Raw genomic sequence first — 16,537 nt, forward strand, 5'->3', positions numbered from 1 at the left:
TCTGTTCCCGCTCTGGATAGAACGTTCGTTCCAGAGCGGGAAGAGATTCCGCCGCGGGCTACTCGCGCGTGTAGAAGTGGTAGAAGGTCGCCGCGAAGACGCCGCCCGCGACCACCGCGGCCATGCCCGTCGACCGCAGCACGCTCGCGTCCGTGAGGCTGTACAGGAAGCCGAAGCTCACGCCCGCGAAGACGGCCCAGGCCGCGGCGCGCAGCTCGCGCGGCAGGCCGGGGGCGAAGCGGCGCACGGCGGCGTACAGGGCGCCGAAGACCACCCCGGTGACCACGCCGTACAGGACGTTCCCGCCGGTGATGGGGCCGCCCTCGCGGTGGATGCCCGCCGCCCAGACGCCGTAGACGACGGCGAGGACGAGGGGCCCCGCCCAGGCGTGGGAGAGGCTGCGGATGCCGGGGGATCCGTGTGCGGTGAGTGCCATGGCGGTTCCTCTCTGCTCGGGCCCTGCGGCCTCCTCCCAGGAAACACCCGCGCGGCCACGCGCTCCACCGGAGCGCGCGGTCCACGGCCTGCTCCATCCGGAGTCACCCCGGTCGCGCCCGGCGCGGCCGGGGCCTTGCCTGGGTGGCGTGCCCCCACGCCCGCGCGCCGCTCTCTGTGCCGTCCTGCTCGTCCTCGCCTGCCTCCTAGTGCCCCTCGGCGTGGTCTCGACCTGGGCGGCGTACGAGATCCACGACACGGACCGGTACGTCGCCACGATGGCGCCCCTGTCCTCGCACCCGGCGGTGCGGGCGGCCGTCGCCGACGCCGTCACCGACTCCGTGGTCAAGGAGATCGACGCGGGGCCGCTCCAGTCCACGGTCGAGTCGTTCGTCCGGGACGCCGTGGGCTCCTTCACCGGCACCGCGGCCTTCCGCACCGCCTGGAACGCGGCCAACCGCGCCGCGCACGCGGCCGTCGAACAGGCCCTGGAGAACGACTCCGACGGCGAGGTGCGCATCGACCTCGCGCCGATCACGGAACAGGTCAAACGGCGGCTCACGGAAGAGGGCGTGCCGTTCGCCGACCGCATCCCGGTGCGCCACACCGAGGTCACGGTCATGAAGGCGCAGGACCTGAGCGACTACCGGAAGGTGTTCCGCATGCTCCAGGCCGCGGGCCTCTGGCTGCCCGTCGCCGCGGCCGTCTTCGCCGTCGGCGGCATCCTCCTCGCGGTGCGCCGCCGCCGCGCCGTCCTCGCGACCGCCCTCGGCACGGCCGCCGGGGCCGCCGTGCTCGCCGCCGCCGTCGCCGTCGGCCGCGCGCTCACCCTGGACGACCTGCCCCCGGACGTGTCCCGGGCCGCCGCGGGCGCCGTCTACGACGCGCTCACTGAGAGCCTGCGCGTGACGGCCTGGGTCCTGGTGGGCCTCGGTCTTCTCGTGGCGGCCGGAGCGTGGTGGCTCTCCCGCAGCCGCCCCGGGAAACTTTCCGCGGGCCCGCCACGTCTCTAAGGGGGGATTCGGACAGCGCGCCGCCCGGCGGGCGCCCCGTCGAGGAAAGGCCGCCCCTTGGAGCACGCGACGGCACCGCCCACCGCCCCCGAGGACCCGTTCCCCGACGACGCCCCCGCCCGGCGCCCTGGCCGGTGGCGGACCTCCGCCTGGACGGCGGGCCTGCTGCTCGCCGGGGTGAGCGCGGTCCTCGGCTGCCGCGCCGCCGACACCGACGCGGTCACGCCCGTGCCGCAGGTCCTCGCCTTCCTGCCCTGGCTCCTGGCGCCCGCCGTGCTCGCGCTGCTGCTCGCCGCGTACGGGCGCTGGCGCGTCGGGCTCGTCTGGGCGGTGGCCGTGCTCGGCGGGCTCGCCTGGTTCATGGAGCCGTACGGGAAGGCCGTGGAGCCCGACGGGCCGCCCCTGGCCGATCTGCGCGTGCTCGCCGCCAACGTCGAGTTCGGGCACGGGGCCCCCGGCCTGGTCAAGGCCGTACGCGAGCACAAGCCGGACCTCGTCTTCGTCTCCGAGTGCGACCGCGCCTGCCAGGACACGCTGCGCGAGGGGCTGCCGAAGTCGGCCTACCCCCACCGGGTGGCCGCCGGGGGCGACGGGGCCGACGGGTCCGTCATCCTCGCCGACGTGCCGCTGAAGCGGGCCGAGGGCGTGCGCGGGACGCTGGGCATGCCCGGGGCCGTCGCCGACGTCAAGGGCGTGGCCGTACGGCTCCAGCTCGCCCACCCCATGCCGCCCACGCCCGGCGACGTCGACCGCTGGCGCGGCGAGCTCGGCGCCCTGCGGGACTTCGCCGCGGCGGGGGACGGGCGGCCCACCATCCTGGCCGGGGACTTCAACGCCACGCAGGACCACGCGGCGTTCCGGCGCATCCTCGGTACGGGGCTGCACGACGGGGCGCGGCTCGCCGGGGCCTCGCGGACGCCCACCTGGCCCACGCTGCTGCCGCGGCCCTTCGGCGCGCAGATCGACCACGTCCTCACGACCCCGGACTTCGCCGCGCGCTCCGCCAGCTTCCTGACCCTCGGCAACACGGACCACCGCGCGGTACTCCTTGACCTGACCCTGCACCGCCGCTAATCCCTCGCGGGGCGCCCCAGGCCCGCCCCTTCCCGATCCGGGGGCTGCCGCCCCCGTGCCCCCGCTCTATCGGCGCTCCGCGCCTCGTCCTCAAACGCCGGACGGGCTGAAAAATCCAGCCCCTCCGGCGTGGGGAGCCCCCGGCAGGGCACGCGACCGTAAGCGCAGGTCAAAGCGAGCCCCGGCGATAATGGCGGTATGCCCCGCCCACCGGACTGGCTCGTCAGGTCGCTCAAGCCCCAACCGGCCCCCGTCCCCTGGGCGGCGGTCGCCCGCGCCGCCATCGCCATGGCCCTGCCCCTGGCGATCGGCACGGCGGCGGGCCACCCGGCCTACGGGGCGCTCGCCAGCATGGGTGCCCTGTCCGGCGTGATCGGCGACACCGCCGACGCGTACCGCATGCGGATCCTCAACATCGCCGTCCCGCAGCTGTTCGGCGCGCTCGGCGTCACCCTGGGCTCGCTGGCCCACGGCCACGGCTGGGCCACGGTCGCCGCGGTGACCGTCATCGCCCTGGTCTCGGGGATGATGTCGACGATCGGCGCCGTCGCCTCCGTGTCGGGGCTCCTGCTGCTGCTCAACGCGGTCATCGGCGCGGGCCTGCCACTGCCCGGCGCGTGGTGGCTGGCCCCCGCCCTGATGACCGGCGGCGGCCTGCTCGTCCTTGTGCTCGCGCTGCTCGCCTGGCCGCTGCGGTCCGGCGTACCCGAACGGGCCGCCGTCGCGGCCGCGTACGAGAAGGTGGCCGCGCTCCTGGAGACGGCGGGCACCGCACACACCGGGGACGACGCCTACGACGAGGCCCGCGCCGCCGTCACCGCCCAGCTCAACCAGGCCTACGACCTCGTCCTGGCCCGCCGCGCCCGCGACCACGGCCGCAGCCCCGACCTGGTGCGGCTCATCGCCGAGCTGAACGCCATCACCCCGGTCGTCGAGGCCGCGCCCGCCGCCCACCAGTACGGCGAGGAGCTGCCGCCCGAACTGCCCGAGGCGGCCCGCCGGCTCGCCGCCGCCATCGCGCGCGGCCCCGGCGCGGAGCCCGCCGGGCTCGGCCTGCCCGCGGAGCTGCCGGGGACGTACGGGGCCGCGGCCCGCGCCGTGTACCAGGCGCTGCGGCACGCCGCCGACACCCTCGCCGACCCCGACCCGCTGACCGCCGTGCACGCCGACGACCGGCTCGGGCGGCCCGCCGCGCTGCGCGTGCGGGCCCGGCGCGCGACCCGCAACGTCGTGCTCTCCGGGGCCTCCTGGCGCTACGGCCTGCGGCTCGCGCTGTGCATCGGCATCGCGCAGTCCCTGGTGTCCCTCATCGACGTGCCGCGCTCGTACTGGGTGGCTCTCACCGTCACCTTCGTCCTGAAGCCGGACTTCGGCTCGGTGTTCTCGCGCGCGGTGATGCGGGCCGTCGGCACGGCGGTGGGCCTCGTGGTGGCCGCCGCGGTGCTCGCCGCCCTCGAACGGGGCTGGTGGGACGTGCCCGTGGTGCTCGTCCTCGCCATGCTCATCCCCGCGCTCACCCCGCGCGGATACGGCTACCAGACCGCCGCCATCACCCCGGTGATCCTGCTCCTGTCGGACGTCCTCAACCACCAGGGCTTCGGGCTCGTCCTGCCCCGGCTGCTCGACAGCCTCATCGGCTGCGCCATCGCGCTGGTCGCGGGCTATCTGCTGTGGCCGGAGAGCTGGCACACGCGGATCGGGGACCGGCTCGCGGACGCGGTCGCCGACACGGCGGAGTACGTGGAGTGCGCGTTCGGCAAGGACGGCGCCGCGGGCGATCCCGCCGCGCGGGCCCGGATGCGGCGGCGCCTGTACCGCGACCTGTCCGACATCCGCACCGAGTTCCAGCGGGCGCTGACCGAGCCGCCACCCGTGGGGGCGCGGGCCGCCGCGTGGTGGCCGCTGGTGGTGGCCGTGGAGCGGATCGTCGACGCGACCACGGCCGCGCGGGTGCGCGTACGGCACGGAGCCTCCGCCCCCGAGGGGGCGGAGGCCGGGGAAGTCGTGCGTCAGCTGCGCGAACTGGCTGCCGCGCTCCGGGAGGTGGAGGTGCTCGTCCCGGTGCCCGTGGAGTTCACGGGCCCCAAGGACAGCGTCCTCGAACCCCTCCGCCAGGAAGTGGCCGCGGCCCGCGCGATCGCGTCACCGCGGCCCTAGCGAGGTCAGTGCTTGGCGGCCTGGACCTGCTTGATGGCCTTGGCCAAACCGTTGGCCCAGAGCTGGTTGACGCGGGCCCGCTCCTGCGCGTTCGGCTGGGCGTTCTGGCAGGACGTGCCGGGGCCGCCGCCGGACATCAGTTCCGAACAGGGGCCGGAGTAGTGGTCGGGAAGGCCGAGCACGTGGCCGGTCTCGTGGGCGGTCACGCGGGTGGAGTTGTACTGCTGGTTCTGCCGGTAGTCGAGGAAGATGTAGCCGCGGCCGTGGCCGTTGGTGCTCGCGTACGAGCCGCGCGGGTCGTTGCCCTCGCGGTACTCGAAGCTCGTACCGCTCGTGCCCTCCTGGAGCTTGACGTTGGAGACGGCCGCGTTCCATATGGAGGTGCTCGCGGCGATCTGCTGCCGGAACGACGGGGCGCGCTGGGTACTGTAGGTCACCGTGACGGCCTGGGCGCCGGGGTTGGCGGCACGCTTCTCGGCGACCGCCTTGACGACGGCCGCGAAGAACGCCTTGTTCGCCGCGGCCTCTTCGGCGGAGCCGGTGTACCCGGCGTAGGAGGACGACGCGGTGGTCTTGGCGGCCTTGGCCGAGTCGGCCGACGTGGCCGCCGAAGCGACGGAGGAGGTGCCGAGCGCGGCGACCGCGAGTCCGAGCGCGGCGGCGACGGACACATAACGCTTGTGCATGTGGGGGGCTCCCTACTCGTTCGGTGAAAGATGAACGTTTCGGTATCCGTGAGTGTCGGGGAGCCGGGCGTCTTGCGGATGATGGCAGCTGGCGATAGCCCGGGCCTATCGCCGTACATCCGGTCACCGGACGGAGGGGCAACTTCTGCGGTTCCATGGGTGTTTGGGAGGCTGGTGTGCTGCCGTAACCCGCTCTACGCTCACGGCCATGGAGCTCGAGGTCAGGCACCTCCGCGCACTCTGCGCCATCGCTGACAGCGGCAGCCTGCACAAGGCGGCGCGCCAACTCGGCATGAGCCAGCCCTCGTTGACCACCCAGCTGCGGCGCATCGAACACGCCGTGGGCGGCCAGCTCTTCACCCGCGAGCGCACCGGCTGCCGCCCAACGCCGCTGGGCCGCACCGTCCTCAGCCGCGCCCGGCCGCTGGTCATCGAGATGCGGGCGCTCGTCACCGAGGCCCGCGCGGCCGCGGCCCGCTCCGCCGACGGGGCGCCGCGCCTGCGCATCGGGTCCACGGCGAGCCGTGCCATACCGGGCTGGCTGCGCAGGCTCCGCGCCAGCATGCCCGGCACCGAGACCTCGCTCCAGATGGACGTGTCCGCGAACGCGCTGCTCCGCGATGTCGCCGAGGGCCGCCTCGACGTCGCGTTCGTGCACGAGGTGGAGGGCAGTCCGCTCAGATTCCCCGACGGGCTGGCCCGCCGTGTGCTCATCGACCGCGAGCCGCAGTTCGTCTCGCTCGCCGCCGACCACCCCGCCGCCCGCGAGCCCGTCATCAGCCTCGCCGACCTCGCCGACGACCGCTGGATGGTCGACCCGACCGTGGACGGGGAGTGGGACGGCCTGCGGAGGATGCTGAGATCCGCGGGGCTCGACCCGCGCGTGCTGCACGGCGACTATCTGACCGCCGCCACGCTCGTCGCCACCGGTGAGGTCGTCACCGTCTGCCAGCCCACCTCGGTGGCGAGACCCGACATGGCGGTCAGACCCCTGCGCGGCGATCCGCTGGGCGTCCGCCTGTACGTCGCGGCCCGTACGGAGACGGAGCTGAACGCCGTGTACGGCGAGCTGGAGGCCGCCTACTGGGAGGCCGCCGCGGAGGCCCCCGCCTACCAGGACTGGCTGCTCGGCACCCGCGGCGCCGGACCCCCCTCGCCCTGCCCTCCCTCGCCCTGTCCCCCCGCTCGGGACCTTCGGCCCACCCCTCTCTGACCTGCACTTCTTACCGTTTTACGGTTCCGCGTCGCGGTCTGCGGCCAGTTGTTACGTTCCCTACGGACGACGCACACATGGCGCCCGTAGCTTCATATCCGTCGCCACCGCAAAGGGGCACAAAGACGGACAAGACGCCGACCAGTACGAGGGAACCACGCCATGCGCGCCACCCGACGCACCTTCCGCACCGCCGCCATCGCCACCGGCGCGATCGCCGCGCTCGCCGTCCCCACCACCGCGGCCTTCGCCGCCGCCCCGGCGGTCCCGCACCAGGTCGACGGCGCCGCCGCGCCGAGCGATCAGACCGGCGACGACACGACGCCGAGCCCGGACCCCACGCCGACCCCGGACGACCACACCAAGCCGGACGACGAGACCAGGCCGGACGACCACACCAAGCCCGACGACGAGACCAAGCCCGACGAGGACACGGACAAGCCGGTCCCCGGCGGCTGGGAGTCCAAGGGCACGGTCTCCCTCGGCCACGGCTGGACCGCCAAGGTCGACGTGAACGCCTCCGCCCGCTCCGCCAAGGCCCAGCTCCTCAAGGACGGCGTCGCCAAGGGCTCCCTGACGGCGTACATCAAGCCCGCCTCCACGAAGATCGACGGCTGTACGTTCACGCTGACCGCCGACGGCACGGTCACCAAGACCGGCACGCCGACCCCGCCGAAGCCGAAGCCGAAGCCGCAGCCCGCGAAGAAGCGCGCCTTCGTACGCGAGTACAAGAACCTCGGCAAGACCGGCTTCGACGCCAAGGTCTACAAGACCAAGGCGGGCTACGAGGCGGACCTGATCGCCCCGGCTCCGGACACCGGCAGGAAGACCGTCTGGGACACCCTGAAGCAGACCGGCGCCAAGGCGGCGTACGGCCAGCACAACGGCGCGCACTTCGTGCTCAACCCCGACGGCACCATGAAGGGCTGGGTCGAGGGCCGCACGCACGGCGGCACCGCACCGAAGCCCACGCACCCCTCCACCAAGGTGCCGCGGGGCGGCGTCAAGGCGGGCGCCGACGGCGTGGACAGCTCCGCTGACGCCTCGCACGCCACCCCGCTGGTCGCCGCGGGCGGCGGCATGGCGGCCCTGGGCGCGGCGGGCCTGGGCTTCGCGATGTACCGCCGCAAGCAGAACGACTAGTCACCGGTACGTGAGCAAGGGGCGCCCCCGGCAAGGGGGCGCCCCACTCGCGTCCTCAGACGCCGATGTCGTCGCCGTCCGCGCGCCACACCGACACGACCGCCGGGCGCACGATCTCGCCGGGGCCGTCGGGCCAGACGCTCGCGGGCTTCTCGACGGACGCCCCGTCGATTTCACCAGGGTGCTGCACGGAGACGAGCACGCGCCGCTCCTGCACGAGCGGGCCGCAGGTCTCCGCGCCGGTCGGCATCGTCAGGAACTGCTTCAGCTCACCGCGCCGCTCGCCCTTCGTGGCCACGCCGAACAGGCCGTCGTGGGAGCCGAGCTGGTTGCCGTCGGTGGAGATCCACAGGTTGCCGTGCGGGTCGAAGGCCACGTTGTCGGGGCAGGAGATGGGGCTGACCTTGTCCTTGGGGAAGCCCGCGAAGTACGTGGCCGGGTCGTTCGGGTCGCCCGCGACGAGGAAGAGGTTCCAGGCGAAGCGCGTGGACTCCGGCCGGTTGCGCGACTCCGTCAGTTCGAGCACCTGCCCGTGCTTGTTGAGGTTGCGCGGGTTGGCCTCGTCGGCACCGGCCTTGCCGGGCTTGCCGCGGTCGGCGTTGTTCGTCAGGGCGACGTACACCTTGCCGGTCGCCGGGGACGGCTCGATGTCCTCGGGGCGGTCCATCTTCGTGGCGCCCACCTTGTCGCCCGCGAGCCGCGTGAAGACGTACACCTCGTCGGCGGTCATGCCCTCGACGTGCGAGACGGCCTTGCCGCCCGCGTACGCGGTGGCCAGCGGGATCCACTGGCCGCTGCCGTCGAACTCGCCGTCGGCGGGGAGCTTGCCCGTGCCGTCGATCTCCGCGGCCGGGGAGTCGCCCGTGAACTTGGCGACGTACAGGGTGCCCTCGTCGAGGAGGGTGAGGTTGTGCTCGCGCGCCCAGCGCGAGTTCCCCTTCGCCATCCGCTTGCTGCTCACGAACTTGTACACGTAGTCGAAGCGCTCGTCGTCGCCCATGTAGACCACCGGGCGGCCGTCGTGGGTCAGCCGGGGCTGGGCGCCCTCGTGCTTGAAGCGGCCGAGCGCGGTGCGCTTGCGCGGCACGGAGTCCGGGTCGTACGGGTCGAGCTCGACGACCCAGCCGAAGCGGTGCGGCTCGTTCGGCTCCTTGGTCAGGTCGAAGCGGTCGTCGAACCGCTCCCACTTGCGCTCGGACTCGCCCCCGACGACGCCGTAGCGCTTCAGGCGCGCGGCCCGGTCCGGGTCGGTGACCTTGTCCGCGTGCGCGAAGTACTGGTTGAAGTTCTCCTCGCCGTGCAGCGTGGTGCCCCACGGGGTGGTGCCGCCGGAGCAGTTGTTGAGCGTGCCGAGGACGGTGGTGCCGCGCGGGTCGGCCTTCGTCCGGACGAACTCGCTGCGGGCGGCGGGGCCGGACAGGTGGAACGTGCTGGTCGCCGTCAGGCGCCGGTTCAGCCGGTGGCGGGGCACGGCACGCAGCGCGCCGGTCTTCCGCTCGCCGTCGACCACGACCACGGACAGGCCGTGCGCGGCCCAGGCGATCTCGACCTGCTCGCGGGTCGGGTTCTTGGCGTCGTAGCCCTTGAACATCAGGACTTCGTCCGTGTACTCGTGGTTGGCCACGAGCACCTGGCGGCCGTGCTCCTCGCTCTCGCCGCGCAGCGGCAGCAGGCTGAGGAAGTCGTTGTTGTAGCCGAACTGACCGGCCTGGGCCTTCGCGGACTGCTTGTCCGCGTCGAAGGCGGGGGCGCCGCGCAGGATGGGCTCGCCCCAGCGGATCACGACGTTCTGGCGGTAGCCCGCGGGGACGGTGACCTGGTCGGCCGTGTTGGGCGCGACCGGCGTGAACCGCAGGCCGCGGGCGCCCTTGCCGCCCTTGGGTTTGTACGCCGCCGGGGCCGCGGCCGCGGCCTCGCCCGCGCCGGGGCCCAGGGTGACGCCGCCCGCCGCGGCCGTGGCCACGGTCACCACGGCCGCGGCGCGCATCACGGAGCGGCGGCTCAGGGCACCGGCTATGACGTCGCCGACGTACTCGTTGTCGCTGGTGTTCGGCACCGGGTGGAAGCAGGCGTCGCCGCAGCGGAACCGGCACGTCATGGCCGAGCGGCCGCCGGTGCCGCCCGGGTGTGAGGTGATCAGGGGCAGCAGCTTGCGCACGGGTTCCTCCAGGGTGGCTGAAATGGGCTGCGACGTGGCTGTTTTCACTCGATTCACAGCGGTCCGGCTGGAGGCTAGGGGGGGCTGCCAGCAGCCCGGGGGACTGCGGGTGAACGGAGCGTGAACCGCGCCTGGCCCCTGGGGTCGGCCGGGGGGTCCGTGCGGCCGGGGAGGCGGCGGATACCCTTACGTGTCCTTGTGGCCAGGGGGCCGGTCGGGGACTCACTCACGCCGAACTCATATTTAGGGGTGCGCACATGGGCATTCTGGATCGTCTGCGGAGCGCGTTCCGGCGGGGCCGGGCCAACCCGACGCCCCCCGCTCCCCAGCCCGAGCCTCTGGCCCCGGCTGCCCCCCAGGCCTCCGTCCCGGCTCCGGCGACCCCGGCGGAAGACCTCGTAGCAGCAGCCTTCGACAACGTAACGGTCCGCCCCTCCGGGGCGGCCCCTCTCGCCCACCCGCCCACCCATGACGGGGAACCCACCCCCGCTGCCGCTGCCGATGCCGATGCCGATGCCGCTGTGGGCAATCGTCCCGCAGGGCGAGTGGGGCATCCCCTGCTCGAGCGAAGCCGAGAGCTTGGGGAAGGGTGGGCACAGCCCGAGGTGCCGAGCAACCGTGCAGCAGAGGCACCCCCGGCGGAGGAGCCCCAGGCCATAGAGCCCCCGGCCGAGCCGGAGCCCGAGGCGGCAGCCTCGGAGGAGGCCCCGGCCGAGCCGGAAGCCCCGGCCCAGGCGGACGCCCCCGCCAAGCCCGCGCTCAGCCTGGCCAGGCTCAAGGCGCGGGCGCCGGGGCTCGCCCAGGCCTACAAGGCAGCAGGCGCGGCCCTGCGCAAGCAGGGCCTGACGGGCACCCGCGCCCGGGTCTACCTCGTCCTGGACCGCTCCGGCTCCATGCGCCCGTACTACAAGGACGGCTCCGCCCAGGCCCTCGCCGACCAGACCCTCGCCCTGGCCGCCCACCTCGACCCCACCGCCACCGTCCACGTCGTCTTCTTCTCGACGGACGTCGACGGCACCGGCACCCTCACCCTCACCGACCACGAGAACCGCGTCGACGAGCTGCACGCGGCCTGCGGCCGCATGGGCCGCACCAGCTACCACCGCGCCGTCGAGGAGGTCGTGGCCCACTACGAGAAGTCCGAGGGCGAGGGCCCCGCCCTCGTGGTCTTCCAGACGGACGGCGCCCCGGACACCAAGGGCCCCGCCACCCAGGCCCTGGCGGACGCCGCCCGGCACCCGCTGTTCTTCTCCTTCGTCGCCTTCGGCGAACAGGACAGCAAGGCCTTCGACTACCTGCGCCGCCTCAAGGCGGACAACGCCGCCCACTTCCTCGCGGGCCCCGCCCCCAAGGAGCTCACCGACAAGCAGCTCTACGAGGGCCTCCTGGCGGCCTGGCGCCCCCGGCCGTGAGGTGAGTGGATCTTCGTCGGGCCGTTAGGATTTCGACCATGGCGGCCACTGGATCCGAGAAGCAGGGGGCGGACGAGAGCGCGAAGGCGTTCTACGTCTCGACCCCCATCTACTACGTAAACGACGCTCCTCACCTGGGCCACGCCTACACGACCGTCGCAGGCGACGTGCTCACGCGCTGGCACCGTCAGCGCGGCGAGAAGGTGTGGTACCTCACCGGCACGGACGAGCACGGTCAGAAGATCATGCGCACGGCCGAGGCGAACGGCGTGACGCCCCAGGAGTGGTGCGACAAGCTCGTCGAGGAGGCCTGGCGCCCCCTCTGGGAGCACCTGGAGATCGCGAACGACGATTTCATCCGGACGACGGAGAAGCGGCACACCGACCGGGTGCAGGAGTTCGTCCAGGACCTCTACGACAAGGGCGAGATCTACAAGGGCGGCTACGAGGGCCCGTACTGCGTCGGCTGTGAGGAGTACAAGCTCCCGGGCGAGCTCCTCGACGGCGAGGGCGCGTACGAGGGCCAGAAGCTCTGCCCGATCCACAAGAAGCCGGTGGAGCTCCTCAGCGAGGAGAACTACTTCTTCAAGCTGAGCGAGTACGGCGACAAGCTCCTGGAGCACTACGCCGCGAACCCGGGCTTCATCCAGCCCGAGTCGGCGCGCAACGAGGTCGTGAACTTCGTCAAGCAGGGGCTCCAGGACCTGTCGATCTCGCGCTCCACCTTCGACTGGGGCGTGAAGGTGCCGTGGGACGACAAGCACGTGATCTACGTGTGGGTCGACGCGCTGCTCAACTACGCCACGGCCGTGGGGTACAACGAGAACCCGGCGAAGTTCGACGGCACCTTCCCCGCGAACGTGCACCTCGTCGGCAAGGACATCCTCCGCTTCCACGCGGTCATCTGGCCCGCGATGCTGATGGCCCAGGGCCTCCCGCTGCCCGGCAAGGTCGCCGCGAACGGCTGGCTGATGGTCGGCGGCGAGAAGATGTCGAAGTCGAACCTGACCGGCATCAAGCCGCAGGACCTGACCTCGCACTTCGGCGTCGACGCCTACCGCTGGTACTTCCTGCGCGCCATCGCCTTCGGCCAGGACGGGTCCTTCTCCTGGGAGGACTTCACCGCCCGCTACACCAGCGAGCTGGCCAACGACTACGGCAACCTCGCCTCCCGCGTGGCCGCCATGGTCGGCAAGTACTTCGGCGGCGCGCTGCCCGCGGCCGCGGCGGACGGCCCGGCGGAGGCCGCGGTGCACGAGGGCCTCGCGAAGGCCGTCGCCACGGCGGACGCGAAGATCGGCGACGACCTCGACTTCCAGGGCGGCATCCTCGCCGTCTTCGACTTCGTGAAGCAGGTCAACGGCTACATCACGGAGCAGGAGCCGTGGAAGGTGGCCAAGGACGAGAGCGAGCAGGGCAAGGCCCGCCTCGCGACCATCCTGTACACGGCCGCCGAGTCCCTGCGCGCGGTCGCCGTGCTCCTCAACTCCGTCATGCCGGACACCTCCCAGAAGCTCTGGGACTCCCTCGGCGCCGAGGCGTCCCTGGGCGCGCTCGCGGACCAGAGGGTCCAGGACGCGGGCGCGTGGGGGCAGCTCCCCGCGGGCTCGACGGTGACGAAGGGCGCGGTCCTCTTCCCGCGCCTTGAGGAGCCGAAGAAGGCCTAGCCGGACACGCGGCACAGCGCGACAGAAGGGCCCGGAACCACGCGTTCCGGGCCCTTCTCGCGTCTCCGCACGCCGTCGGTACGAGGCGTCGTGTCAGCCCTCGTACGTCCGGACGAGCCGCGCCAGCTGGCGTCCGGCCGCCCGCAGGGGCTCCTCGCTGCGGTTGACCTGCGCCGTCACCTCGGCGCCCTCCAGGGTGCTGATGACCGTGGTGGCCACCTCGCGCGCGTCGGTCTCCGTGAAGCCGCAGGCCAGGAGCTTCTCGGCGACGATGTTCTCCCAGCTGCGCAGCGCCTCGCCGCACACCCGCTGGATCTCCGAGTCCGTGCCCAGGGTCTCCAGGGCGGCGGCCGTGATGGGGCAGCCGTCGGTCCAGTCCGACGCGCGCAGGTCGACGGCCAGCCGCACGGCGCAGGCCTCGATGGCGGCGGCCGGGTCGCCCTCGGGGCGGAGCGTGTCCTGGAGCAGCCAGCCGAACTCCCTCTCCCCGTGCTTGATCGCGGCCACCGCGACGGCTTCCTTGCCACCCGGGAAGAAGTGGTAGACGGAGCCGAGCGTGGCCTGCGCCTCCTTGGCGATCTGTTTGATGCCGGTGCCGACGTAGCCCTGCCGCTGGATGAGCTGCGCGGCGACCACGACGATCCGCTCGCGCGTGCTGGGGGGCGCGCTGTACATGCTCATCCCGCCACCTTACCCACCCTCTGAGTAGAGCGTTCGTTCTAGTGTCGTGCTACGTTACTCCTGGCTCTGGATAGAGCGTTCGTTCTAGAGGTACTGAACAGAGAAGACGGGAGACAGCCATGTCACAGTCCGTAACCGTTCTGGGGCTCGGTCCGATGGGGCAGGCCATGGCGGGCGCGTTCCTCGACCGGGGCTACGAGGTCACGGTGTGGAACCGCACCCCCTCGCGCGCCGCCGCGCTCGTCGAGCGGGGTGCCCGCCTCGCCGCCACCCCCGAGGAGGCCCTGCGCGCCAATGACCTGGTGGTGCTCAGCCTGATCGACTACGACGCGATGTACACCGCGCTCCGGGGCGCCGAGGCCGCGGTGGCGGGGCGGGTTCTGGTGAACCTCAGCTCGGACACCCCGGAGAAGGCGCGCGCGGCGGCGAAGTGGACGGCGGAGCTCGGCGGCACCCACCTGACCGGCGGCGTCCTGTCCCCGCCGCCCACCATCGGCAGCCCGGACATGTCCACCTTCTACAGCGGCCCCCGCGAGGCCTACGACACGCACCGCGCGGCCCTGGAGGTCATCACCGGCAAGACCGACTACCGCGGCGAGGACCCGGGCCTCGCGGCCCTGATGTACCAGCTCAACATGGTCGTCTTCTGGCCCGCCATGCTCGCCTACTGGCAGGCCGTCGCCCTCGCCGGTGCGCACGGCATCTCGGCCTCGGAGCTGGCTCCGTACGTGTCCGGCAACTACGAGGGCATGCGGCAGTTCATCGACTTCTACGCGCCCCGCATCGACGCGGGCAACCACGCGGGCGACGTGGACCGCATCTCGATGGGCGTGGCGAGCATGGAGCACGTCGTCCACACGAACGCGGACGCGGGCGTGAACACGGCGTTCCCGCAGGTCGTCCTGGACGCCTTCCGGCTCGGCATGGACGCGGGGCACGGCGCCGACAGCTTCAGCAGGCTCGTGGAGCTCCTGAAGGACCCCGCCTGACCGCCATGCGCGCGGCAGCGGCGCGCGGCTCGCACGAGTGGCTTGATCTCTACCCCGTCAATGAGCTCTTGATCACTTCGTGACCGGACTCACTCCCTCTTCACGCCCGCGCACGTACGCTTCACAGCATGGCCACGAATCCCGCTTCCGAACCGCGGCGCCCCCAGCGCACCGCGGACGAGGTGAACGAGGAGATCCGTGCGCTGTGGCTGCGCTGCGGCGGGCGGTTGAGCACCGACCAGCGACGCGAGTATCAGCGCCTGGTGACGGAGTGGGCGACGGCGGAAGCCGCGGACCAGCAGGACTCCCCGACCAGAGCGGCGTAGGCGTCAGCCGCTGGGCACGACGCAGTCGCGCGGCTGGGGGCGCCCCTCTGGCCACCCGAGCCCCACGAACCTCAGCTTGCGCGTGCGGGGGTCGAGTTCGACCACCGCCACCGGCTTGTCGTAGGGGTTGCCCGCGTTGGTCAGACACACCCACCCACTGGTTCCGGCCACCCGGTGCGCGGACTCCAGGCGCGACCACTGGGCGGCGACCCGCTCGCGGGGCGGCACCGACCCGGCCGACCGGGCGTTGGCGAGGAAGACGGCCCGGGAGATCGTGAGCACGCCGTCGTGCACCAGCATCGTGCGCGAGTCGCCGTAGCGGACGGGCCCGATGTCACCGGCCCCCTGTCGGTCGGTGAGCGCGCGCAGCTCGGCCAACTCCCGCTGCGGCTCGGTTAGGTGGGCCGGTCGGCCCTTCGCCCCGGCCAGCGCCCGCGTCCAGGCCTCGGGGTGTCCGGGCGCGGTGTACTGCACGGTGACCGTGGGCTCCTTGGCGCCCGCGTCACCGCGCAGCCTCCGCCAGTCCGCGTCGCTCATGTAGCGGTCCAGGGTCGCCGCGCCCGAACCGCTCACCACGGTGTACCGCTTGCCCCGGCACGGCACCTCCGCGAGCTTCAGCGCGAACAGGCGCAAGTGCACCGGGCGGCCCGCGAAGTAGACGACCTTCGCCCGGGACTGGCAGATGTTGTGGCCGATCAGCGAGAAGTCGTTTCCGGTCTCGCCCGGGTCGCCGATGGACGGGGACGTGAACTCCTGGTCCTTCGCGCCCGCCGGGCCCTTCTCGTCCCCGCTGAACGCCCGCGCGAGCGACTCCACATAGATGTCGTCCGGGCGGGTGTCCTTGACCAGGACCGTCTCCTCGTCGCGCAGGCCGTGGTGGAAGGCGGCGAGCGCCGCCGCCTGCTGCCGGTTGGTGGGGATCACCCGCGCGAGCCCGGGGAAGCGCGGCCTGCCCTCGCGCCGTTCTACGTTGGCGAGTTCGTCGGCGCTGGCCCGGCTGATGAGGACCGGGATGCGCAGCTCGTTCGTGAGCCGGTCCACGGCGTCGACGGTGTGCCGCAGGCTCAGGTTGAAGCCGGTCACCGCGCGGAGGTTGTGCTTCCGGTCGTCCGCGAGCTCGGCCAGGCCGTCGACGACGCGGGCCTGCTGGGCGTAGTTCCGGCCGGGGTTGGCGAGCACCAGACGGATCAGCGGCTTCTGCTCGGTGCGGTTGGCGCGGTACTGGGCGAGATAGGCGCCCTGTATGTCGCTGCGCAACTGGGTGCGCTCGACGGCCGACTCCGGCTGGAGGGGCAGCATCATCGCCACGGTGACGTGCGGCTCGCCGTCGATCCGCCGGTTCTCCCTGGCGATCGCGGCGCTGACCCCGCTGATCTCGGACGTGCCGAAGTCATAGCCGGAGCCGTTGATTCCGACGCATTCGCCGCCGTGCTTCTCCACGCCGTCCGCGCAGCGGTCGGGACCGCCCACGGCGGGCGGCACCAGGATGCCCACGGCGGTTCCCACGGCCGCCACGACCAGGATCGTGACGGCCTTCTTCAGGCGTGTGGCCCACACGTGGTTGTACAGCCAGTTCAGCACCG

At 72.7% G+C, this 16,537-nt stretch carries 14 protein-coding genes; 9 read left to right on the forward strand and 5 right to left on the reverse strand.

The window, feature by feature from the left end; all coding sequences use genetic code 11:
- Nucleotides 1-58: 58 nt before the first annotated feature.
- Nucleotides 59-436: a hypothetical protein gene (locus tag ACIG3E_RS05165; protein ID WP_399611427.1), complete on the reverse strand. Its 378-nt coding sequence runs from the start codon at nt 434-436 to the stop codon at nt 59-61.
- 148 nt (nt 437-584) lie between these two features.
- On the opposite strand from ACIG3E_RS05165, the gene ACIG3E_RS05170 reads away from it, so the two are divergent.
- The 3 genes from ACIG3E_RS05170 (at nt 585) to ACIG3E_RS05180 (ending at nt 4,679) form a co-directional block, all read left to right on the forward strand.
- Entirely contained in the window at nt 585-1,448 is an 864-nt protein-coding gene (locus ACIG3E_RS05170) for a hypothetical protein (RefSeq protein ID WP_399611429.1), read from the forward strand.
- A gap of 57 nt (nt 1,449-1,505) precedes the next feature.
- Complete coding sequence (locus tag ACIG3E_RS05175) at nt 1,506-2,522, forward strand: endonuclease/exonuclease/phosphatase family protein (RefSeq protein WP_399611432.1); 1,017 nt, start codon at nt 1,506-1,508, stop codon at nt 2,520-2,522.
- Between the two features lie 198 nt (nt 2,523-2,720).
- Entirely contained in the window at nt 2,721-4,679 is a 1,959-nt protein-coding gene (locus tag ACIG3E_RS05180; RefSeq protein WP_399611435.1) for an FUSC family protein, read from the forward strand.
- Nucleotides 4,680-4,684: 5 nt separating this feature from the next.
- Here the strand turns inward: ACIG3E_RS05180 and snpA are convergent, their stop codons facing one another.
- Nucleotides 4,685-5,365 carry a snapalysin gene (snpA, locus tag ACIG3E_RS05185; protein WP_399611437.1) on the reverse strand — a complete coding sequence of 227 codons (681 nt, stop codon included), beginning with the start codon at nt 5,363-5,365 and terminating at the stop codon, nt 4,685-4,687.
- A 208-nt stretch (nt 5,366-5,573) separates the two neighbouring features.
- Here snpA and ACIG3E_RS05190 point away from each other — a divergent pair, with 208 nt between their 5' ends.
- Complete coding sequence (locus ACIG3E_RS05190; RefSeq protein ID WP_399611440.1) at nt 5,574-6,578, forward strand: LysR family transcriptional regulator; 1,005 nt, start codon at nt 5,574-5,576, stop codon at nt 6,576-6,578.
- Between the two features lie 162 nt (nt 6,579-6,740).
- Nucleotides 6,741-7,721 (forward strand): hypothetical protein, encoded by a 981-nt coding sequence (locus ACIG3E_RS05195; protein ID WP_399611443.1) that lies wholly within the window; start codon nt 6,741-6,743, stop codon nt 7,719-7,721.
- 55 nt (nt 7,722-7,776) lie between these two features.
- Here the strand turns inward: ACIG3E_RS05195 and ACIG3E_RS05200 are convergent, their stop codons facing one another.
- Entirely contained in the window at nt 7,777-9,879 is a 2,103-nt protein-coding gene (locus tag ACIG3E_RS05200; RefSeq protein ID WP_399611445.1) for a PhoX family protein, read from the reverse strand.
- A gap of 605 nt (nt 9,880-10,484) precedes the next feature.
- Between ACIG3E_RS05200 and ACIG3E_RS05205 the strand changes: the two genes are divergently transcribed.
- Complete coding sequence (locus ACIG3E_RS05205) at nt 10,485-11,291, forward strand: VWA domain-containing protein (RefSeq protein WP_399611447.1); 807 nt, start codon at nt 10,485-10,487, stop codon at nt 11,289-11,291.
- A 38-nt stretch (nt 11,292-11,329) separates the two neighbouring features.
- Nucleotides 11,330-12,958: a methionine--tRNA ligase gene (metG, locus tag ACIG3E_RS05210; protein ID WP_399611449.1), complete on the forward strand. Its 1,629-nt coding sequence runs from the start codon at nt 11,330-11,332 to the stop codon at nt 12,956-12,958.
- 93 nt (nt 12,959-13,051) lie between these two features.
- On the opposite strand, the gene ACIG3E_RS05215 is transcribed toward metG, so the two are convergent.
- Nucleotides 13,052-13,639: a TetR/AcrR family transcriptional regulator gene (locus tag ACIG3E_RS05215; protein WP_399611451.1), complete on the reverse strand. Its 588-nt coding sequence runs from the start codon at nt 13,637-13,639 to the stop codon at nt 13,052-13,054.
- Between the two features lie 119 nt (nt 13,640-13,758).
- On the opposite strand from ACIG3E_RS05215, the gene ACIG3E_RS05220 reads away from it, so the two are divergent.
- Nucleotides 13,759-14,628, forward strand: a complete 870-nt coding sequence (locus ACIG3E_RS05220) for an NAD(P)-dependent oxidoreductase (protein ID WP_399611453.1) — start codon at nt 13,759-13,761, stop codon at nt 14,626-14,628.
- Nucleotides 14,629-14,756: 128 nt separating this feature from the next.
- On the forward strand, nt 14,757-14,954 hold the full coding sequence (locus ACIG3E_RS05225; protein ID WP_399611456.1) for a hypothetical protein: 198 nt from the start codon (nt 14,757-14,759) through the stop codon (nt 14,952-14,954).
- Between the two features lie 3 nt (nt 14,955-14,957).
- Here ACIG3E_RS05225 and ACIG3E_RS05230 read toward each other — a convergent pair whose 3' ends face one another.
- Nucleotides 14,958-16,535 carry an amino acid ABC transporter substrate-binding protein gene (locus ACIG3E_RS05230; RefSeq protein WP_399611459.1) on the reverse strand — a complete coding sequence of 526 codons (1,578 nt, stop codon included), beginning with the start codon at nt 16,533-16,535 and terminating at the stop codon, nt 14,958-14,960.
- Nucleotides 16,536-16,537 lie beyond the last annotated feature (2 nt).

Source organism: Streptomyces sp. NPDC053474 (genome assembly GCF_044544845.1).
Lineage (GTDB): Bacteria > Actinomycetota > Actinomycetes > Streptomycetales > Streptomycetaceae > Streptomyces.

What these genes read in the sequence shown, in the direction of transcription:
- ACIG3E_RS05190 (WP_399611440.1), top strand. Translation starts at nt 5,574, where the DNA reads ATGGAGCTCGAGGTCAGGCACCTCCGCGCACTCTGCGCCATCGCTGAC.
- metG (WP_399611449.1), top strand. Translation starts at nt 11,330, where the DNA reads ATGGCGGCCACTGGATCCGAGAAGCAGGGGGCGGACGAGAGCGCGAAG.
- ACIG3E_RS05165 (WP_399611427.1), bottom strand. Translation starts at nt 436, where the DNA reads ATGGCACTCACCGCACACGGATCCCCCGGCATCCGCAGCCTCTCCCAC.
- ACIG3E_RS05180 (WP_399611435.1), top strand. Translation starts at nt 2,721, where the DNA reads ATGCCCCGCCCACCGGACTGGCTCGTCAGGTCGCTCAAGCCCCAACCG.
- ACIG3E_RS05215 (WP_399611451.1), bottom strand. Translation starts at nt 13,639, where the DNA reads ATGAGCATGTACAGCGCGCCCCCCAGCACGCGCGAGCGGATCGTCGTG.
- ACIG3E_RS05195 (WP_399611443.1), top strand. Translation starts at nt 6,741, where the DNA reads ATGCGCGCCACCCGACGCACCTTCCGCACCGCCGCCATCGCCACCGGC.
- ACIG3E_RS05225 (WP_399611456.1), top strand. Translation starts at nt 14,757, where the DNA reads ATGGCCACGAATCCCGCTTCCGAACCGCGGCGCCCCCAGCGCACCGCG.
- ACIG3E_RS05220 (WP_399611453.1), top strand. Translation starts at nt 13,759, where the DNA reads ATGTCACAGTCCGTAACCGTTCTGGGGCTCGGTCCGATGGGGCAGGCC.
- snpA (WP_399611437.1), bottom strand. Translation starts at nt 5,365, where the DNA reads ATGCACAAGCGTTATGTGTCCGTCGCCGCCGCGCTCGGACTCGCGGTC.